22 protein-coding genes are annotated in these 20,322 nt (G+C 39.2%); 15 read left to right on the top strand and 7 right to left on the bottom strand.

The features are described from left to right. Window positions 1-2 precede the first annotated feature (2 nt). The gene (locus J5F42_RS00880) at window positions 3-989 is read right to left on the bottom strand and encodes an adenine-specific DNA glycosylase (RefSeq protein ID WP_283491623.1); all 987 of its coding nucleotides are present in this window, start codon (window positions 987-989) and stop codon (window positions 3-5) included. Then, complete coding sequence (locus J5F42_RS00875; protein WP_283491388.1) at window positions 990-2,438, bottom strand: DASS family sodium-coupled anion symporter; 1,449 nt, start codon at window positions 2,436-2,438, stop codon at window positions 990-992. It abuts the gene before it with no gap. Window positions 2,439-2,607: 169 nt separating this feature from the next. Between J5F42_RS00875 and ccoN the strand changes: the two genes are divergently transcribed. The 8 genes from ccoN (at window position 2,608) to J5F42_RS00835 (ending at window position 8,768) form a co-directional block, all read left to right on the top strand. Beyond that, the gene (gene ccoN / locus J5F42_RS00870) at window positions 2,608-4,074 is read left to right on the top strand and encodes a cytochrome-c oxidase, cbb3-type subunit I (RefSeq protein WP_203035207.1); all 1,467 of its coding nucleotides are present in this window, start codon (window positions 2,608-2,610) and stop codon (window positions 4,072-4,074) included. A 12-nt stretch (window positions 4,075-4,086) separates the two neighbouring features. Then, window positions 4,087-4,785 carry a cytochrome-c oxidase, cbb3-type subunit II gene (ccoO, locus tag J5F42_RS00865; RefSeq protein ID WP_000490777.1) on the top strand — a complete coding sequence of 233 codons (699 nt, stop codon included), beginning with the start codon at window positions 4,087-4,089 and terminating at the stop codon, window positions 4,783-4,785. A 10-nt stretch (window positions 4,786-4,795) separates the two neighbouring features. After that, entirely contained in the window at window positions 4,796-5,014 is a 219-nt protein-coding gene (locus J5F42_RS00860; RefSeq protein WP_001860815.1) for a cytochrome c oxidase, cbb3-type, CcoQ subunit, read from the top strand. Between the two features lies 1 nt (window position 5,015). Further along, window positions 5,016-5,894: a cytochrome-c oxidase, cbb3-type subunit III gene (ccoP, locus tag J5F42_RS00855; RefSeq protein WP_097699488.1), complete on the top strand. Its 879-nt coding sequence runs from the start codon at window positions 5,016-5,018 to the stop codon at window positions 5,892-5,894. Between the two features lie 10 nt (window positions 5,895-5,904). Continuing rightward, the gene (locus J5F42_RS00850) at window positions 5,905-6,111 is read left to right on the top strand and encodes a DUF4006 family protein (protein WP_000670529.1); all 207 of its coding nucleotides are present in this window, start codon (window positions 5,905-5,907) and stop codon (window positions 6,109-6,111) included. Window positions 6,112-6,211: 100 nt separating this feature from the next. Further along, window positions 6,212-6,796 carry a hypothetical protein gene (locus J5F42_RS00845; RefSeq protein ID WP_001222042.1) on the top strand — a complete coding sequence of 195 codons (585 nt, stop codon included), beginning with the start codon at window positions 6,212-6,214 and terminating at the stop codon, window positions 6,794-6,796. 11 nt (window positions 6,797-6,807) lie between these two features. Then, complete coding sequence (locus tag J5F42_RS00840) at window positions 6,808-7,389, top strand: hypothetical protein (protein ID WP_078262334.1); 582 nt, start codon at window positions 6,808-6,810, stop codon at window positions 7,387-7,389. 611 nt (window positions 7,390-8,000) lie between these two features. Then, window positions 8,001-8,768, top strand: coding sequence for a hypothetical protein (locus tag J5F42_RS00835; RefSeq protein WP_097699689.1), 768 nt, complete (start codon window positions 8,001-8,003; stop codon window positions 8,766-8,768). Here J5F42_RS00835 and J5F42_RS00830 read toward each other — a convergent pair. Then, window positions 8,765-9,628: a menaquinone biosynthesis family protein gene (locus J5F42_RS00830; RefSeq protein WP_000626279.1), complete on the bottom strand. Its 864-nt coding sequence runs from the start codon at window positions 9,626-9,628 to the stop codon at window positions 8,765-8,767. The two genes, J5F42_RS00835 and J5F42_RS00830, sit on opposite strands and share 4 nt — an antisense overlap. Window positions 9,629-9,726: 98 nt before the next feature. Here J5F42_RS00830 and recA point away from each other — a divergent pair, with 98 nt between their 5' ends. From recA to J5F42_RS00800, 6 genes are read left to right on the top strand one after another with little or no spacing between them, the layout of a single operon-like run. Continuing rightward, window positions 9,727-10,770 (top strand): recombinase RecA, encoded by a 1,044-nt coding sequence (gene recA, locus J5F42_RS00825; RefSeq protein WP_000963119.1) that lies wholly within the window; start codon window positions 9,727-9,729, stop codon window positions 10,768-10,770. A 10-nt stretch (window positions 10,771-10,780) separates the two neighbouring features. Further along, complete coding sequence (eno, locus tag J5F42_RS00820; protein ID WP_097699690.1) at window positions 10,781-12,061, top strand: phosphopyruvate hydratase; 1,281 nt, start codon at window positions 10,781-10,783, stop codon at window positions 12,059-12,061. Then, entirely contained in the window at window positions 12,054-12,329 is a 276-nt protein-coding gene (locus J5F42_RS00815; RefSeq protein WP_077655413.1) for a hypothetical protein, read from the top strand. Before eno ends, J5F42_RS00815 begins: the two co-directional genes overlap by 8 nt. Before the next feature lie 15 nt (window positions 12,330-12,344). Further along, window positions 12,345-12,941, top strand: coding sequence for an AMIN domain-containing protein (locus J5F42_RS00810; protein ID WP_001883549.1), 597 nt, complete (start codon window positions 12,345-12,347; stop codon window positions 12,939-12,941). Window positions 12,942-12,945: 4 nt separating this feature from the next. Further along, complete coding sequence (locus tag J5F42_RS00805; RefSeq protein WP_097699692.1) at window positions 12,946-13,434, top strand: shikimate kinase; 489 nt, start codon at window positions 12,946-12,948, stop codon at window positions 13,432-13,434. A 21-nt stretch (window positions 13,435-13,455) separates the two neighbouring features. Then, on the top strand, window positions 13,456-14,412 hold the full coding sequence (locus tag J5F42_RS00800; RefSeq protein ID WP_000952282.1) for a PDC sensor domain-containing protein: 957 nt from the start codon (window positions 13,456-13,458) through the stop codon (window positions 14,410-14,412). A 4-nt stretch (window positions 14,413-14,416) separates the two neighbouring features. On the opposite strand, the gene rfaJ is transcribed toward J5F42_RS00800, so the two are convergent. Then, window positions 14,417-15,511, bottom strand: a complete 1,095-nt coding sequence (gene rfaJ / locus J5F42_RS00795; RefSeq protein WP_097699694.1) for an HP0159 family lipopolysaccharide 1,6-glucosyltransferase — start codon at window positions 15,509-15,511, stop codon at window positions 14,417-14,419. Window positions 15,512-15,663: 152 nt separating this feature from the next. Between rfaJ and J5F42_RS00790 the strand changes: the two genes are divergently transcribed. Further along, a complete protein-coding gene (locus J5F42_RS00790; protein ID WP_097699695.1) occupies window positions 15,664-16,581 on the top strand; it encodes a tetratricopeptide repeat protein in 918 nt (305 codons plus the stop codon). Window positions 16,582-17,259: 678 nt separating this feature from the next. Here the strand turns inward: J5F42_RS00790 and J5F42_RS00785 are convergent. The 3 genes from J5F42_RS00785 to arsS form a co-directional block, all read right to left on the bottom strand. Beyond that, window positions 17,260-17,982, bottom strand: a complete 723-nt coding sequence (locus tag J5F42_RS00785; protein WP_097699701.1) for a YebC/PmpR family DNA-binding transcriptional regulator — start codon at window positions 17,980-17,982, stop codon at window positions 17,260-17,262. Further along, complete coding sequence (gene hemB / locus J5F42_RS00780) at window positions 17,983-18,954, bottom strand: porphobilinogen synthase (protein WP_283491387.1); 972 nt, start codon at window positions 18,952-18,954, stop codon at window positions 17,983-17,985. A gap of 71 nt (window positions 18,955-19,025) precedes the next feature. After that, window positions 19,026-20,309 carry an acid-sensing histidine kinase ArsS gene (gene arsS, locus J5F42_RS00775; RefSeq protein ID WP_283491386.1) on the bottom strand — a complete coding sequence of 428 codons (1,284 nt, stop codon included), beginning with the start codon at window positions 20,307-20,309 and terminating at the stop codon, window positions 19,026-19,028. Window positions 20,310-20,322 lie beyond the last annotated feature (13 nt).

Raw genomic sequence — 20,322 nt, 5'->3', positions numbered from 1 at the left:
GTTTAGCCCCCAAATAAATTTTTTTGTTTTAAAAAATGCAAGATTTTAAGCGTCATAGAGCTTATGGGTAAAGTTTCTAAGTCTTTAAGGCTATAAAAACGAACGGGGTTTTTTAGATCCTTTATCGTAGCGAGATAGAGGTTTAAATTGAGCTTGAATTTAGTGTGGCTGTGTTTGATAGCGCCTAAAAAGGGGAGTTTGCATTCCAAATTTTCTTTTAAATTGGGGAAATGGTGCATCCCCAAATAGAGTTTTTGCTCTATTTTTTCTAAAGCGATTTGGTTATTTTGGATCACAACGCCCAAGTAACGCTCTTCTTGAATGATTTCTTGTTTTTTCTTAAGCGTGTGTTTTTCTAGGTGGTTTTTACCCAAACAATAAGGATTGAAAGGGCAAATCGCGCATTTGGGTTTAGGGGAGCAGATTAAAGCCCCTAGATCAATTAGGGCTTGGTTATGATTAAAGCTTTCATTAAGATTGAGGAAGTCATTCGCTTTAATTTGTAAGTCTTTAGCGTGAATGTTGGGATCTAATCCAAAAAGCCTTAAAAGCACGCGCTTGATATTAGCATCCACGCATGCGCTCTTTTCCCTAAAACCAAAACACAAGATCGCATTAGCCGTATATGCGCCAATCCCAGGGAGTTTTAATAGGCTTTGATAGTCATTGGGTAGCTGTGAGTGGTGTTCTTTCACGCAAATTTCAGCGCTTTTTTTTAAATTTTTAGCCCTTGAATAATAGCCAAGCCCTCGCCAGAGCAATAAAACCTCTTCTAATTGAGCGTTCGCTAAGTCTTTTAAAGTGGGGAAAGCTTCTAAAAAAGGGGAATAAAAACGCTCAACCACCGTGTTGATTTGGGTTTGTTGGCTCATCACTTCACTGATATAGACTTCATAAGGAGCGTTAATGCCCTTTAAATTCCTAAAAGGTAAATCCTTTCGCCCACATTCTTCATACCATTCTAAAAGGGCGTTGTGTAAAGTTTCCAGCTACAACCACCTATAAGCGATGAATTTGACCCAAGGTGCACACACGCTTAAAAACACGACTAAATACAAAAAGCCAAAAATAAACCCTAATTTCCAAAAATCCTTGCTTGGAATATACCCGCTCCCGTAATAAATGGTGGATGGTCCTGTGCCATAGGGCGTTAAAATCCCCATAATCCCTAAAGAAAGCATTAAAAACAAGCTCAATTCTTGCAAATTGACCCCTTGAATATGCGAACCAATCCCTACAAAAAGCGCAAATAACGCGCTCACATGAGCGGTGATGCTAGCGAAAAAATAGTGCGACAGATAGAATAAGGCTACAATAAACAATACCGCTATTAACGGATCCAAGTTAGCATGCTCTAAAAAATTTTGAGCCGCATTGCCAATAAAATTTAAAAAGCCTACATTTTTAAGCCCGCCAGCCATTGTGAGTAGTGAACCCAGCAATAAAAAAATATTGAACGCGCTCTTGTTTTTAATGATGTCTTCATAGCTTACGATCTTGCAAAACGCCATTAACACCATGACAATCAAAGCCGTCGCGCTCGCATGCAGGCCTAAAGGTTTGCCAAAAATCCAACCCAATAAAGCCAATAAAGTGAGGCTCAACATTAAAATTTCTTTTAAAGAAAACCTCCCCATGCTTTCTAATTCTTTTTTAGCCCACAAACTCACTTCTTTTGAGCCTTTTAAGGTGGGTTTGCAGGTTTTATACGCTAATAAAGGCACAAGTAAGATCAAAATCACCCCACAAGGCAAGAACGCTAAAAACCACGAAAACCATGAGATTTCATTCACGCCCATTTTGGCAGCGATTTCCATTGCTAGGGGGTTAGGAGCGAGCGCGGTTAAAAACATGGACGAAGTGATGCAAGTTGAAGCCAAAGCGACCCACATCAAATACGCGCCGATTTTGTCAGGGTGATTATTTGGAGTGGATCCCATTAAAGGCGGGATAGATGAAACGATGGGATAGAGTATGCCCCCACTTCTAGCGGAATTGCTAGGGATAAAGGGGGCTAGACACAATTCGCTCAAACTGATCGCATAGCCTAAACCTAAAGGGGTTTGCCCTAAAAACCTAATGAGCAAAAGAGCGATCCGTTTCCCTAACAAGCTTTTTTCATACCCTAAACCCAAAATAAAAGCGACAAACACAAGCCACACCGTTTTATTCGCATACCCGCTCAAACCCCACGAAATAGCCTTATTAGCGCTCGCTACCTCACTGCTCGCTCCAATTTTTAACGCTATACACAACACTAACGCGCTTAATGCTATCAAACCTGATGGTACCGGCTCTAAAATTAGCCCTATAATCATGCCCATGAAAATACAAAAATAAAGCCATGCGTTAGGGTTTAGCCCGTCCGGTGCGCCTAAAAAATACAATAGCGTTGCGATAAAAAAAGGGGCAAGAATGATGAGGGTTTGTTTAATCATGTTTAACCTTTAGCCAAAGATAGTAGCAATTTGGCTTAAAAATGCCATTCAAATGGGATTGAGTTATTACAATGTTACAGAAAAAGATTAAAAATTAAGCTTTTTGAAAAAGATAAAATTTTATAATTACATTTATCTTTGTTGAATTTACTACAAATAGGAGTATTGCATGCAAGAAAATGTGCCTTTGAGTTATGATTATTCCATTAGCAAATTGTTTCTTTATGCGATGGTTGCATTTGGGATAATAGGCATGTTAATAGGGATCGTGTTAGCCTTTGAATTGTCTTTCCCTAACTTGAATTACATTGCAGGGGAGTATGGCGTTTTTGGCCGCTTACGCCCCTTACACACGAATGCGGTGATCTATGGTTTCACTCTTGGGGGGATTTGGGCGAGTTGGTATTATATCGGTCAAAGGGTGCTTAAAATCACTTATTACCAACACCCTTTTTTGAAAATTGTAGGGTTATTGCATTTTTGGCTCTGGATTCTTCTTTTAATTCTAGGGGTCATTAGCCTGTTTGCTGGTCTTACTCAATCTAAAGAATACGCCGAATTGATGTGGCCTTTAGATATTATTGTGGTTGTGGCATGGGTGCTATGGGGGGTTAATATGTTTGGGAGCATGAGCGTTAGGAGAGAGAATACCATTTATGTGTCTTTATGGTATTACATCGCTACTTATGTGGGTATAGCGGTGATGTATATCTTCAATAACCTTTCTGTCCCCACCTATTTTGTCGCTGATATGGGGAGTATTTGGCATTCTATTTCTATGTATTCAGGCAGTAATGATGCGCTCATTCAATGGTGGTGGGGGCATAATGCGGTCGCTTTTGTCTTTACGAGTGGGGTGATTGGCACGATTTATTATTTCTTGCCTAAAGAGAGCGGTCAGCCTATCTTTTCTTACAAACTCACTTTGTTTTCTTTCTGGAGCTTGATGTTTGTTTATATTTGGGCGGGCGGGCACCACTTGATTTATTCCACCGTGCCTGATTGGGTGCAAACCCTTTCTAGCGTGTTTTCAGTGGTGTTGATCTTGCCTTCGTGGGGGACAGCCATTAACATGCTTTTAACGATGAGGGGCCAGTGGCACCAGCTCAAAGAAAGCCCCTTGATTAAATTCTTAGTTTTAGCTTCAACTTTCTACATGCTTTCCACTTTAGAAGGCTCTATTCAAGCCATTAAGAGCGTGAACGCCTTAGCGCATTTTACCGATTGGATTATAGGGCATGTGCATGACGGCGTGCTTGGATGGGTAGGCTTCACTTTGATTGCGAGCATGTATCACATGACGCCTAGGCTTTTCAAAAGAGAGATTTATTCAGGCAGGCTTGTGGATTTCCAATTTTGGATCATGACTTTAGGGATTGTGCTTTACTTTTCGTCCATGTGGATTGCAGGGATCACGCAAGGGATGATGTGGAGGGATGTGGATCAGTATGGGAATCTCACTTACCAGTTCATTGACACGGTTAAGGTGCTAATCCCTTATTACAATATTAGAGGCGTTGGGGGTCTTATGTATTTTATTGGATTTATTATTTTTGCCTACAATATTTTTATGACCATCGCAGCAGGCAAAAAATTAGAGCGTGAGCCCAATTACGCCACGCCTATGTCTAGATAGGGGAGGTTGGAAATGTTTAGTTTTTTAGAGAAGAATCCGTTCTTTTTCACTCTTGCGTTTATTTTTGTGTTTGCGATCGCAGGCTTGGTGGAGATTTTGCCCAACTTCTTCAAATCCGCTCGCCCCATTGAAGGCTTACGGCCTTATACGGTTTTAGAGACAGCAGGGAGGCAAATTTATATCCAAGAAGGTTGTTATCATTGCCATTCCCAACTCATTCGCCCTTTCCAAGCTGAGGTGGATCGATATGGCGCGTATAGTTTGAGTGGGGAATATGCGTATGACAGGCCATTTTTATGGGGATCTAAAAGGATTGGCCCTGATTTGCACAGGGTGGGGGATTATCGCACAACCGATTGGCATGAAAAGCACATGTTTGATCCTAAAAGCGTTGTGCCGCACAGCATCATGCCGGCCTATAAGCATTTATTCATAAAAAAGAGCGATTTTGACACCGCTTATGCAGAAGCTTTGACGCAAAAAAAGGTTTTTGGCGTGCCTTACGACACCGAAAACGGCGTGAAATTAGGGAGCGTAGAAGAAGCGAAAAAAGCCTATTTAGAAGAAGCGAAAAAAATCACAGCCGACATGAAAGATAAGAGGGTGCTAGACGCCATTCAAAGAGGTGAAGTGTTAGAAATTGTGGCTTTGATCGCTTATTTGAATAGCTTGGGTAATTCCAGGATCAACGCCAATCAAAACGCTAAATAAGGGGTGAGTGATGGATTTAGAAAGTTTGAGAGGTTTTGCGTATGCGTTTTTTACCATTCTTTTTACGCTCTTTTTGTATGCCTATATTTTTAGCATGTATAGAAAGCAAAAAAAGGGCATCGTGGATTATGAGCGATACGGATACTTAGCGTTAAATGACGCTTTAGAAGATGAGTTGATTGAACCACGCCATAAAAAAGTTCATGATAATGGCATAAAGGAAAGTTGAAATGGATTTTTTAAACGACCATATAAATGTTTTTGGCTTGATTGCAGCGCTTGTGATTTTAGTTTTAACCATCTATGAATCCAGTTCGCTCATTAAAGAAATGCGCGACAGCAAATCCCAAGGTGAGCTTGTAGAAAATGGGCATTTGATTGATGGGATAGGGGAGTTTGCCAATAATGTGCCAGTAGGCTGGATCGCAAGCTTTATGTGCACGATTGTGTGGGCTTTTTGGTATTTTTTCTTTGGGTATCCGCTGAATAGCTTTTCTCAAATCGGGCAATACAATGAAGAAGTTAAAGCGCACAACCAAAAATTTGAGGCCAAATGGAAGCATTTGGGTCAAAAGGAATTGGTGGATATGGGTCAAGGCATCTTTTTAGTCCATTGTTCGCAATGCCATGGCATCACCGCTGAGGGCTTGCATGGGAGCGCTCAAAATCTGGTGCGTTGGGGTAAAGAAGAGGGCATTATGGACACCATTAAGCATGGCTCTAAGGGCATGGATTATCTCGCTGGGGAAATGCCCGCTATGGAATTGGAAGAAAAAGACGCTAAAGCGATCGCGAGCTATGTGATGGCAGAACTTTCTAGCGTTAAAAAAACCAAAAACCCTCAACTCATTGATAAGGGCAAGGAGCTGTTTGAAAGCATGGGCTGCACAGGTTGTCATGGCAATGATGGTAAGGGCTTGCAAGAAAATCAAGTGTTTGCGGCCGATTTGACCGCTTACGGCACAGAGAATTTTTTGAGAAATATCTTAACGCATGGCAAAAAGGGCAATATAGGGCATATGCCATCGTTCAAGTATAAAAACTTTAGCGATTTGCAAGTTAAAGCGTTAGCCGAATTTATCCAATCGCTAAAACCCTTAGAAGATTAAAGGAAAAGAGATGAAATTTTTAAACGGATTAGCAGGGAATTTACTGATTGTGGTTATTTTATTGTGTGTGGTCGTTTTTTTTACGCTCAAAGCGATCCATATCCAAAAAGAGCAAGCCACCAATTATTACCGCTATAAGGATATTAACGCTTTAGAGACAAAAAACACCCAAAACCGGGCCAATTATGAATTAGTCAATCAAGGGAGTAAAAAATGAAATTCACGACTTTAGAAAAAATCTTAGCCTTAATGGTAGTAGCGACCATTTTAATGACAATTGTTATTTCTTTTGTGCCTAACTTGTTTTTGTTTAGCACATGAGGATCTTATGGCTTGTAATAGCCTTTGTTTGTTGTTTGGGGGCTAATGATTATGTTTTGAATAATTCTAAGGGGCGTTTGGTAGAAAAAAGCGTTGTATTTGTGGAGGGCGTTTCTAAAGAGCTTTATCTTAAAACAGGCGTGCGTTTTGCGATTGATATGACGGATTTTGAAAAAAATCCTATCGCTTTGGCGGATAAAAAGGAACGCCAAAAGTATCAAGAGGGCTTTTTAAAACAGCTCAAACCCCCTTTTGTGGTATTCTTTTTCTACCATGACGCTCAAAAAATAGAATTAGTGGCTAACCCTAAAGATTTGTTAGATACTGATAAAATCTTTTTTGAAAAAATCGCTCCCTTACTCCCCACAAACGCTAAAGAATACACGCCCCAAAGGATTTCAGCCATGCTCATTAACGGCTATTCGGTCGCAGTAGATGCTTTAGCGGAAAAATATCATGTGAATATCGTGCAGAATTTTAACGCTCCTAAGGGAGTAACTTTTGTAAAGGTGGTTATTTATATTTTATTATTGACGCTTTTAGGCGCGTTTTTGGGGCTTTATTTTTTTAAAAAATCTTAAGAGAGAAACTAATGAAAGAAAAAAACTTTTGGCCTTTAGGGATCATGGGCGTGCTTATTTTTGGGCTTGGGATTGTGGTGTTTTTGGTGGTGTTTGCCCTAAAAAATTCGCCTAAAAACGATTTAGTGTATTTTAAGGGTCATAACGAAGTGGATTTAAACTTTAATGACATGCTTAAAATTTATGAAAATTTTAAGTCTAATTATCGTTTTTTAGTGGGTTTAAAACCCCTTACTAAAAGCCCTAAAACCCCCATTTTGCCCTATTTTTCTAAAGGCACGCATGGGGATAAAAAACTCCAAGAAACCCTTTTAAACAACGCTTTGATTTTGGAAAAATCCAACACGCTTTATGCGCAATTGCAACCGCTCAAACCCGCTTTAGATCCGCCAAATATTCAAGTGTATTTAGCGTTTTACCCCAGCCCATCACAGCCCAGATTATTAGGGACGCTTGATTGTAGAAGCGCATGCGAGCCTTTAAAATTTGATTTGTTAGAGAGCGATAAAAGGGGGCGTTATAAGATCCTTTTTAAATTTGTTTTTAAAAATAAAGAAGAATTGATTTTAGAGCAACTGGCTTTTTTTAAGTAGCATGGCTTGTATGGGTATATCAATTTTAAAAAACGCTAAAGCATTTTTTAAATACAAAAAATAAAAGAGCTTGCGAAAAAACAAGCGATAATTTTTAAAAAGCGGTCTTTGCGGGTTAGGGGGATTATAAGGGGGTTGTAGGGGGGGATTTCAAAATACCCCCTATTTCCTTAAAAAATGAGCTTATGATAAAGGGATCAAAATCCCATTTTTAAAAATTAAAGAGTGATCCAAAACAAACAAAAAACCCCCATAAACTCGCATCAATTTATTCTAAAAATTTAAAAAACCTTTCTTGTTGTAACGCTCTTTTTAAGGAGGTTACAAAAATTAAAATGGCGCTAGCTTTTAAAAAAGTTTGTTAAATTGTGAGACAATTAAGAGAGCATGGGTTTTGGGGATTTGAAACCTTGAAAACGCTCGGATTTTTCAAATTAACTCGCTTTGCGCGGTCGTTTAGAAATCGGTTTTTATTGTTGCCTTGAGTGGATTTTTTGGCTAATTAAGTTTTTTATTTTGTGAGATAAAGAGCGATTAAAGTAAGACTTTTAGTTATCAGTATTTGATGATAAAAAGCCTGAATTTTCTATCCAAATGGGTATAATAATCGCATGGGTTTTTTAAAAGTTTTGAAACATGACGCTTTAGGGCAAGTAGGGAATATTGTTATAGGGAATTTCTTAATCACGCTCACTGTTTTAGCGGTTTGTTTTTCCTCTCAAAGCGTTGAAGAAACGACCATGCTCACCCTAAGCTACACGCTCTTTTTTGTCTTGGGGGCGTTTTTACTGGTCGCAATCAGTGTGGGATCGATCAAAAATCTCAACGCGCTTTTTTCTAAAAGGGGGGTTTTAAGCTTTTCTTTACCCATTAGTTTAGAGTCTTTATTGCTCCCTAAAATCTTGCTCCCCATGGTGTTTTTTATCTTCAGTTTGTTTTGGTTTGTGGCGAGCGTGCGTTTGGGCTATTACCTTTTTAACGCGCAATCCAGCGCGTTGTTTATCTTGCACACCGCTTTAAAAACCTTTGTGTTAAAACCCACTAAAACTATAGGCGTTGCGCTGTTTTTAGGGCTTGTTTTAATGAAATTTTTATTTGTTTTGAGCGTTTTAAACGCTGCTAGGATCAAAAAAGCGCGTTTTTTACTAGGGGGGCTGTTATTCATTTTGGTGGGGGTTGTTTTGGAATTAGCGTTTAATTCGCTACTACCCTTAATGAGCTCTAGTTTAAGCATCAATGAGGGATTTTATTATTTCTTGCAACAACAAGAATTACAAGAAAACAAATACTACCTTTTATGGGGGGTGGATTTTTTAAAAATCCTTTTATTATATGGGGTGATCCGTTACTTGCTTATGCATAAACTAGAATTGGATTAAGAAAAGCGGTATTTTAAATATTCATCAGTGAGCAAGCAATCTTTAGTCTTTAACAAGTTAGCATAAAATCCGTGCTGATAGCCCAATTCAAAAAGCTTGTCTATGGCGAGAATTTGAACCTCGCTTAAGCGCGTTGAAGTTTCATTCGCGTACAAGCTTAAATAAGTTCGTAAGCGCTCTTTATTGACACGAATGAGCGAGCGCTCTAACAGCATGCTAGAGAGCAAATTTTGGTGTTTTAGCGCGGCTTCAACCGCTTTAATCAAAGCCTTTTTAATCAAAATCGCGCGATACAAGGGGATAGAGCGCCTAATCGCCATGCCCCCTAAAGGCAGGGGCAAATCCATTTCAATGAGTTCTTTCCAAACATCCCACAATTCTTTTTCCACTTCTAATTCGTTATGAAAATCCAAGATATTTTCATGGATTAGCACACCCGCATGCACTTTTTCTTCCAAAACCGCTTTTTCAATGTCTAAAAAATTCATGTAAGCGATGCGTGCATGTTTGTAATAGATCTTAAACAAGAGGGCGTTAGTGGTGTGCTCCCCACTTAATGCGACTCTAAAATCTTTTTTCAATTTCACGCCCTTTTTTTTCACTAATTTAGGCCCATAGCCATTCCCAAAGCTTGTCGCTGTGGGGAGCAAAGCATAATCGTTCGCAATTTTAGGGTATAGCCCAAAGCTTATCGCGCTCACATCATAAGTGTTTTTTAGGGCTTCTTGGTTTAGGGTTTCAATATCAAGGGCAATGTTATGGAATGTTTTATTTTTAATGGGGCAATCTATCCAGCCAAACTTAATCGCATAATACATGAAAATATCATCAGCATCAGGGCTATGAGCGACACTAATCAAAGTAAAATCCTTTTGTGATAGGGTAAGTCCTTTTATTATAATAGATTTTAGGCTAGGATTTGATAGAATAAACAAATCAAATTCAATAAGGTAATTTAATGGCAATAGATGAAGACAAACAAAAAGCGATTTCTTTAGCGATCAAACAAATTGATAAGGTTTTTGGTAAGGGGGCGTTGGTGCGCCTTGGGGATAAGCAAGTAGAAAAGATTGACGCTATTTCTACAGGCTCGTTAGGATTGGATTTAGCTTTAGGGATTGGGGGCGTTCCAAAGGGTAGGATCATTGAAATTTATGGGCCAGAGTCAAGCGGGAAGACCACTCTAAGCTTGCATATTATTGCAGAATGCCAAAAAAATGGCGGTGTGTGCGCGTTCATTGACGCTGAACATGCCCTAGATGTGTATTATGCTAAGAGATTGGGCGTGGATACGGAAAATTTACTCGTTTCCCAACCAAGCACGGGCGAAGAAGCTTTAGAGATTTTAGAAACGATCACCAGAAGCGGAGGGATTGATTTGGTGGTGGTGGATTCGGTGGCGGCCCTTACGCCTAAAGCGGAGATTGATGGGGATATGGGCGATCAGCATGTGGGCTTGCAAGCAAGGCTTATGAGCCATGCGTTAAGAAAAATCACCGGTGTTTTGCACAAAATGAACACTACTCTCGTTTTTATTAATCAAATCAGGATGAAGATTGGCATGATGGGTTATGGGAGTCCAGAGACCACAACCGGGGGTAATGCCTTAAAATTCTATGCGAGCGTTAGGATTGATATTAGAAGAATCGCCGCTTTAAAACAAAACGAACAGCATATTGGCAATAGGGCTAAAGCCAAAGTTGTTAAAAATAAAGTCGCTCCGCCCTTTAGAGAAGCGGAATTTGACATCATGTTTGGGGAAGGGATTTCTAAAGAGGGCGAAATCATTGATTATGGCGTGAAATTAGACATTGTGGATAAGAGCGGGGCATGGCTTAGCTACCAGGATAAAAAGCTAGGGCAAGGCCGAGAAAACGCTAAAGCCCTATTGAAAGAAGATAAAGCCCTAGCGAATGAAATCACTCTTAAGATTAAAGAGAGTATTGGCTCTAATGAAGAGATCATGCCCTTACCCGATGAGCCTTTAGAAGAAATGGAATAAAAGGATTTTGATGCTAACCATTAAAGATATTCATGCTTTAGAAGTGATGGATAGTAGGGGTAATCCTACCATTCAAGCCAGCGTGATTTTAAGCGATAACACTAAGGCGAGCGCGATTGTGCCTAGCGGGGCGAGCACTGGTAAAAGAGAAGCGTTAGAGTTAAGGGATAATGACAAAACCCGTTTTTTGGGTAAAGGGGTTTTAAGGGCATGCGAAAATGTCAATAGCGTGATCAAACACCATTTAATAGGGCTTGAAGCGATCAATCAAGCCTTTGTGGATGAGAGATTAAGGGCTTTAGACGGCACGCCTAATTACGCTAATTTAGGGGCGAACGCTGTTTTGGGCGTTTCTATGGCGTTAGCAAGGGCTAGCGCGAAGGCTTTAAATCTGCCGTTATACCGCTATTTAGGGGGGGCTAACGCTTTGACTTTGCCGGTGCCGATGCTCAATATCATCAACGGCGGAACGCATGCGAATAATTCCATAGACTTTCAAGAATACATGATTATGCCTTTAGGGTTTGAAAGTTTTAGAGAAGCCTTAAGAGCGAGTGCAGAAGTCTATCACACGCTTAAAAAACTTTTAGATGAAAAGAATCAGCTCACAAGCGTGGGCGATGAGGGGGGTTTTGCGCCTAATTTTAACAACAATGTAGAACCTCTTGAAGTCATTTCTCAAGCCATTGAAAAAGCCGGCTATAAATTAGGCGAAGAAATCGCGCTCGCTTTAGATGTGGCGAGCAGTGAGTTAGTGGATGAACATTTCAATTACCATTTAAAGGGTGAAAATAAGATTTTAGATTCGCATGAATTAGTGGCTTATTACAAAGAATTGGTGGCAAAATACCCGATCGTGTCCATTGAAGATGGTTTGAGCGAAGACGATTGGGAGGGGTGGGCGTTTTTGAGCAAGGAATTAGGGCGTCAAATCCAATTAGTGGGCGATGATTTGTTTGTAACGAACGCAAGCATCTTGCAAAAAGGCATTGAAAAAAACGTTGCGAACGCCATTTTGATCAAACCCAATCAAATCGGCACCATTAGTGAAACTTTAGAGACCATAAGATTGGCCAAACACCATGCCTATCAATGCGTGATGAGCCATAGAAGCGGGGAGAGTGAGGACAGCTTTATCGCTGATTTTGCGGTCGCATTGAATACGGGAGAGATTAAAACCGGATCCACCGCAAGGAGTGAAAGGATCGCTAAATACAACCGCCTTTTAGAGATTGAGCATGAATTAAAAGGGGGGATTTATATCGGTAAAGAGTTGTTTAAGCATGGCTAGTAGCCTTTTTGAAAACGATGGAATCAAAGACAATAAAGCGCGAGATTTTTTTTATAGCCATAGCTCCCTTATTGTCTTTTTCCTTTTACTGCTTGGGTTTGGGTATTATTTAGGGAAGTTGCTTTTTGGGGGTTCTTCTTTAGAGGTTTATTTGGATTTAAGAGACAAGCATGAACGATTGCAGCAAGAAATCACCGAATTGCAAAGCAAGAATGTGCGTTTGCAAAAGCGTTTGTTTGAGTTGAAGGAATTACGACCTAGAGATTAGATTTAAGGAATGATTGTGTTAAAAAAGATGATAGGTTTGGTGGTGGTTTTAAGCGTTTTATTGGCTAGAGACAACCCTTTTGAGTCTGAAATCAATTCCAAGAATTTGCAAGGGGGCTTTAATGGGATCTATGATAGTTATTTTAAAGAAATCCATGTGGATTTGCCCACGAGCGCTAGGATTTTAAAACAAATCACGCTCACTTACCAAGATATTGATGGCTCTATCCATTCTAAAGTCGTGGGTATTGATAAAAGCATTGATTGGCACTACCCCTTAAAGCTCTCCCAACACACCCTTGATCAAGCCGCCTTTGAAAAACGCTACCAGATCCAAGATTTTGATTTTTTAATGGCAAACAACACGATGATTTTGCGTTCCCCTTATAAAATTTTGCGCTCTTTTGTGCTAGTCAATCCTTATAGAATCGTGTTAGACACGCAAAAAGGCCCTTTGGATATTTATCAAAACATGGATTTAAACCAGAAGTTTTTTTCTCAAATTAAAGTCGGCACGCACAAAGATTATTACCGCATCACGCTCATTTTAGATGGGAAATACCGCTATCTTTTGGAAGAAAAAAACGGGGCGTATGAATTAAAATTGAAATAAAAGCATGCAGCATTTAGTCTTAATCGGTTTTATGGGGAGCGGTAAAAGCTCTTTAGCGCAAGAATTGGGGCTTGCTTTGAAATTGGAAGTGTTGGATACGGATATGATCATTAGCGAGAGAGTGGGCTTGAGCGTGAGGGAGATTTTTGAAGAGCTTGGCGAAGACAATTTCAGGATGTTTGAAAAAAATTTGATTGATGAAATAAAAACGCTCAAAACCCCCCATGTTATTTCTACCGGTGGGGGCATTGTGATGCATGAAAATCTTAAGGGTTTAGGCACAACTTTTTACCTCAAAATGGATTTTGAGACCTTGATTAAGCGTTTGAATCAAAAAGAAAGGGAGAAACGCCCCCTTTTGAATAACCTCACTCAAGCCAAAGAACTTTTTGAAAAACGCCAAGCCCTCTATGAAAAAAACGCCTCCTTTATCATTGATGCAAGGGGTGGTTTAAATAATTCTTTAAAACAAGTGCTACAATTCATCCCATAAATTTTTTTTAAAGGCCTTTTGATGTTAAGTAGAGACATTGTCCAATATTCCAAGATCCGCACCGAGTTATACGCTTATCTTACCTATTTGTTTTCGCACAATATCCGCAACCACCTCCCTGAAATCACTTTGGATTATTTGAACAAACAGATCAGAAAAATGCACGCTGAAATCAAAATGGCAAAAAGTTTTTTTGTGTTAGACGCTAAAGGCATGCTAATTCTTAAGCCAAGCCAACTTAAAGAGCAGGGGCATAAGGAAGGGATATTAGAGCATGATTTAACAGAAGGGATTGAACTAGAATCGCATGCCAGTTTTAGCGATAAATATTATTTTTATCAAGCCGTGAGTGAAAAGCGTTGCATTTTAACGGACCCCTATCCTTCTAAAAAAGGAAACCATTTAGTAGTGAGCGCATCTTACCCGGTGTATGATCAAAATAACGATCTAGCGTTTGTGGTGTGCTTGCAAATCCCTTTGAGGGTGGCGATTGAAATCAGCTCGCCTTCAAAGTATTTCAGGACCTTTAGCGAAGGGAGCATGGTCATGTATTTTATGATTTCTATCATGCTCACTTTAGTGTCGTTGCTTTTATTTGTGAAATGCATTTCTAGCTTTTGGACAGCGATTGTCAATTTTAGCAGTTTTGACATTAAAGAAGTGTTCCACCCCATTGTGCTTTTAACCCTAGCCTTAGCCACCTTTGATCTGGTCAAGGCGATTTTTGAAGAGGAAGTTTTGGGTAAAAATAGCGGGGACAACCACCATGCGATCCACCGCACGATGATCAGGTTTTTAGGCTCTATCATTATCGCATTAGCCATTGAAGCGTTAATGCTAGTGTTTAAATTCAGCGTGAGCGAACCGGATAAAATCACTTATGCGGTGTATTTGGCTATTGGCGTGGCGGTGCTTTTGATCAGTTTGGCGATTTATGTTAAATTCGCTTATAGCGTGTTGCCCAAACGAGAACGCTAAGAGTTTAAAAATTTTCTTTTAAGCGTTTGAAAATCCTCTTCAATCTAAAAAAAACATATTCTAAAAGGGTTTTTTTATTGAGTAGGGGGGCAAGAAATTCAAAGGTTTTTTGTTTGTCTTTAAGGCTTAAAAATTCCGTCATTTGCTTAAGGAATTTCACGGAATACTCAGCATAAAAAGGGGTTTTTAAAAGAGTCTCATGCCATTCTTTAGAATATGAAAAAGTAGGTAAAACCCAAGGTTTCCCTATAAAATAAAAATGCAGCATGACGATTTCTTTTTTGTTAGGGATGAAGCGTTTTTGATTGGCCATGAAAGGGTGGGTGTTATAAATATAAGGTAAGATTAAAACTTTTTGATAGCATGCGAGCGTTAAAAGATCCTGTTCAGGGTAAAACACGCATTGGCCTTTTTGATGGGTTAAATTGAGTAAGCGTTCTTCTAAATGATCAGCACGCCACAGCTTTAAATTCACGACTAAAAACCCGGCGTTATGATTGCTTTCATAGATGATTTGCATATCGCTTTCATTAAGGTAATGCTCATAAAGGGAAAAGGCTTGACGAGGGTCTTTTTCTCGCGCTATTTGAAAATGTTTAGGGCTTTTATTGGAAGCAAAATCTTTAGCCGCTCCAAAATAATAAGAATCCAGCGGGATAAAAAAACTCTCGCTCACATCGTTTAAAAACAAAGTGTCTGCATCAAACATGATGATTTTGTCGTATTGCGGGAATAAAGAAGCCAAAAACAAGCGGCACATGACCATTTTAGAAAAGCGAGTCTTAGCATAAATATTGAGTTGCAAAAAAGCTTCATGGATTTTATCAATGACAAAAGGCTCTATTTTAATTGTGGAATGATCGGGCTCTGAAATGTCTAAAAAATCCACGCTCATAAAAGCGCTAAAGGGGGCTAGAGTTTCTTTTAATTTGCGCTGGTTTTCAAGGCTTAAGTTATCCACCAAGCAGTGGATTTTATAAAAAAGTTTTTTATCATGGTGTTCTGTTTTAGCGCAAGCCAGCATGGAATACAAGCTCACGCCAGCCGGGATGGCATAATGATTGTCAAAAGCGATGGCAATAGGAATAGTAATGCTCATTTTAAGTTGTTTCCCTAAAATAGGTTTTTAATTAAATTCAATCCAAAAGTTGAATTTATTTTTTGACAATATTATACTATAATAACCAATTAGATTGGGGTTTTACTGATTTGTCTTTGTGTGAGCTTTGGCTTAGTTTTGTAAGGAATGAGATGATAAAGAGTTGGACTAAAAAGTGGTTTTTGATTTTATTTTTAATGGCAAGTTGTTTCAGTTATTTGGTGGCTACAACCGGTGAGAAATATTTTAAGATGGCCAATCAAGCCTTTAAGAGAGGGGATTACCATAAAGCGGTGGCTTTTTATAAGAGGAGCTGTAATTTGAGGGTGGGGGTTGGTTGCACGAGTTTAGGCTCTATGTATGAATATGGCGATGGCGTGGATCAGAGTATTCCAAAAGCCGTTTTTTATTATAAAAGAGGGTGCAATTTAAGGAATTATCTCGCTTGTGCGAGTTTAGGATCTATGTATGAAGATGGCGATGGCGTGCAAAAAAACCTTCCAAAGGCTATCTATTATTACAGGAGAGGGTGCCACTTAAAGGGTGGGGTGAGTTGCGGGAGTTTAGGTTTTATGTATTTTAATGGCACGGGCGTTAAGCAAAATTATGCCAAAGCCCTTTCTCTTTCTAAATACGCTTGCAGTTTGAATTACGGCATTAGTTGTAACTTTGTAGGGTATATGTATAGGAACGCCAAAGGCGCGGAGAAGGATTTGAAAAAAGCCCTTACGAATTTTAAAAGAGGGTGCCATTTAAAAGACGGAGCGAGCTGTGTGAGTTTGGGATACATGTATGAAGTCGGTATGAATGTCAAACAAAATGGAGAGCAAGCCTTGAATCTTTATAAAAAGGGTTGTTTTTTAAAAGAGGGGAGCGGTTGTCATAATGTGGCGGTGATGTATTACACGGGTAAGGGAGCTCCAAAGGATTTAGATAAAGCCATTTCGTATTATAAGAAAGGTTGCACTTTAGGCTTTAGTGGTAGTTGTAAGGTGTTAGAAGTGATTGGCAAGGAGTCTGATAATTTGCAAGATGACGTGCAAAACGACACGCAAGATAGCGTGCAATAAGCCAAAGCTTAAAGGCTAGAAACAATTCTCAAAACTCATCTTATAGGAATCTTTCACCTCTCTTGCTATTCAAATAGGGATTGAAGCGTCTCTATTGATGGGTATTGAGACGCAATAAAATCTAAACGCTTAGAATTTGAATCCGCTCTCATCTGCTAATAACTAAAGCCTTATTGATTTTTTAATTTTTTAAAAAATAGGGTTTTGATCACTCTATTTTCAAACTCATTTCCTTAAGGGGGTAGGGGGTATTTTGAAATAATCCTCTTACAACCCTCCCTTAACCCCAAGATTGCTTCTAAAAGCTATTGTTTGACTGGAAATCAAGCTCTTTACTATTTTTATTTTTAAAAATACTTTGAGTATTTTTAAACTCCTTAGCGGAAAGCCCAAATACCTTTAGCGTTTGAATTGAATGCTACTCATTCATAGTGTAATATCCCCATGCATTCGCATCTATGGTAGGAAGCGTTGGGAGTTACGCCTTTTAAAGGTATGGTGCGTAAAAGATTAAATGCGCTTTGAACGCTCAAACTCTGTAAAATCCCTATGATAGAAACACAGAGTGAAAGCCAAACTCTCCCCTAACATCAGTCTAAAAAAGCTTAAATGCCTTTAGCGTTTGGGCGTTTCACTTTCACTATGGATTATAAAAATGCCTTTGAGCCTTTTAGCCTTTCACTCAATATTCGTATAAAGCGCGACCACATCATCATCGTCTTCAATCCTGTCCAATAATTTTTCGGTAAGCTCCATTTGTTCGTCATTCAATTCAATGGGCGTTGTGGCGATGCGTTGCAAACTTGCTTTTAAAATGGGCAATCTCAAGCTTTCAAACCCCTCATTTAAGAGCTTGAAGCTGTTATAATCCCCTCTAATAATGACCTTGTCTCCCACTTCTTCTAATTCTTCCAAACCATAATCAATGAGAGCGAATTCTAAATCTTCTAAGCTGAGTTTTAAATTTTCCACTTCACTTTTCAAGCATTCAAACACGCTTTTTCTATTAAACATAAACTCTAAAGAGCCATTAGGCACGATGCTCGCTCCTTGCGTTTTATTGAAATAGCTTTTAAGGTTGGCGATCGTTCTAGTGGGGTTATCAGTCATGCATTCCATGATGATTAGCACGCCAAAATTCGCCTTGCCCTCATAAGTGATCTCGCTCAAATTCCCCTCTTTACTGCTCGCTCTTTTAATCGCTGCATCAATATTGTCTTTAGGCATGTTTTGCGCTTTAGCGTTTAAAATCGCTGTTCGCAGTTTGGCGTTCGTGTCCGGCTCGCTCCCGCCATCTTTTGCCGCTAGAGTGATCGCTTTAGCCAGCTTGGGGAAAACCTTACTCATCTTATCCCATCGTTTTTCTTTGGCCGCTCTTCTGTATTCAAACGCTCGTCCCATTCAATTCCTTTGCAATAAGTTAGCCACTTCTTTAGCATGATAGCTGATAATCATATCCGCTCCCGCTCTTTTAAAACAAGTCATCGTTTCTAACAAAACGCTTTCATAATTGATCAGGTTGTGTTTTTGCGCGAGTTTGAGCATGGCGTATTCCCCGCTCACGTTATAGAGCGCTAAAGGGAGCAAAGTGTGATCTCTAATCTCTTTAACAATATCCAAATACGCCAAAGCCGGCTTCACCATTAAAATATCCGCGCCCTGTTTTTCATCTTCCAAACTTTCTAAAAGCGCTTCTTTTTGGTTAGCGTAATCCATTTGATAGCTTTTGCGATCGCCAAAACTCGGCGCAGAATTGGCCACATCTCTAAAAGGCCCATAGTAGCTACTCGCAAATTTAGTGGAATAGCTCATGATGGGCGTGTGAAAATAGCCGGCGTTATCTAGTGTTTTTCTCAAGCTCAAAACATTCCCATCCATCATGTTGCTTGGGGCTAGAATATCCACACCGCTTTCAGCTAAAATAAGCCCTTGAAGATTTAAAATCTCTAGCGTTTTATCGTTAGACACAGAAGCGTTTTCTAAAATCCCGCAATGCCCATGGTCGGTGTATTCGCAAAAACACAAATCCGCTATAACGATTAAATCCTTAAATCGTTGTTTAATTTCTCTCGTAGCTTTTGCGACAACGTGATCCTTATTTAACGCATGGCTTCCTGTAGCGTCCTTATGTTTAGGAATGCCAAACAATAAAACGGCTTTTATACCAAGCCCCACTAATTCTTCGCACTCTTTTAAAAGAGGCTCCATGCTCATTTGATACACGCCAGGCATGGAACTGATTTCATTTTTAATACAACTATCGCTTTCTATGACAAATAAGGGAGCGATGAAATCATCAATATTTAGGCGCGTTTCTCTTAGCATCGCTCTTAAATTTTCGCTGCTTCGTAATCTTCTCAATCGTTTGAACATGTTCTCTCTTTATTGTTTTTCTTTAACCCCACAATTGGCTTTTTCTACCCCCTTCATTCCGCTCATCTCTTTCAAATTTTCGGGGGGGGGGGGGGTAGCTCTTCGTTATCCTCTTCTAAATCGTAAAAACTATTAAAAACGCAATCATGGATAGTGAAACAAATTCTTCCATTGCTATAATGATAGCTCAAATTCAACCCCATAGCCTCTAAAGCGTTTTTAATGATATACATGCCTAACCCAAAACCATGGGCTTGGCTGGGGTTAGAAGATTTAAAGTAGGGTTGCAAATACTTTTCAAAATCTTCTTTTAAAGGTTTGCTTTTATTGGACACCACTAAATTATTGCCGATGAAATCCAAAAACACCTGTTTGTCATCGCTGTATTTGATTGCATTGTCTATCATGTTTTTTAACGCTATAGCAAACAATTCAAAATCCGCTTCAATAATGTAATTGGAAGAGGACACATGGATAGGGCTTTCTTTATCCTCATCAATCAAAAGCATTTTTTCAATTTTATCGATCAAATCGCTCATTAAAAATTTTTCTTTATTGCTCCCATAATTTTTGGAAGCGAGCTGCTCAATGCGGGCAAATTGCTCAATCAGCGTGTTTAAGTGATCAAAAATGGAAACGAAGCGCTTTTGTGGCAATTCTTCTTTGAGCATAGAGCTTAGTATCTTGCCCTTAGTGATAGGGGTGCGCAATTCATGCATGATAGAGCGCAAAAATAAAACCCGAGATTCATTCATCGCATTGATTTTTAGAATGCAATTGTCAAATTCGTTAGCCAGATCCCCTATTTCATCTTTTTGCTTGCTTTTACAACTCACGCTTTTATCCCCTTGAGCGAAGCGTTTCACTTGGGATCTTAACTCTCTTAAGGGCAACAAACTCTGCAAAACAAATAAAAAGAGGAATAAAATCAATAATAAACCCACCGTAATCGCTAAGAAATAATTCCTATAAGAAACCGAATGCAAATCTTTATAAAGCACAAAATGCTCATCCTTTTTTAAAAGGATAAAAACCATATCGCTGAATTTAAACACTTCAGCATACCCAATATTTCTGTGGTGCAACTGGTGGCGTCTTTTGGCTAAAACCTTTTCTAAATTTTCTATCGTGGTTTCTCTAAAACCGATTTTATAGAGGTAATCTTCTATGGCTGTATAATCAGAGTAGTTATTTAAAATTTCATTGATAGTGGTAACAAACTGGTAATGGCGCATTTCGTTTTGATAGTTTTCGTGACTGATTTGAGAAGACACAAAATAATAAGCGAACGCTCCAAAACTAAAGAGCGTTACCACAAACAAAGCGACAACCTTAAAAAAGATAGAGAAACGCAAAACCCCTTAACTC

Source organism: Helicobacter pylori (assembly GCF_030062585.1).
In the GTDB taxonomy this organism is placed as follows: Bacteria; Campylobacterota; Campylobacteria; order Campylobacterales; family Helicobacteraceae; genus Helicobacter; species Helicobacter pylori_CN.
This window is presented reverse-complemented; position numbering and strand designations above follow the sequence as displayed.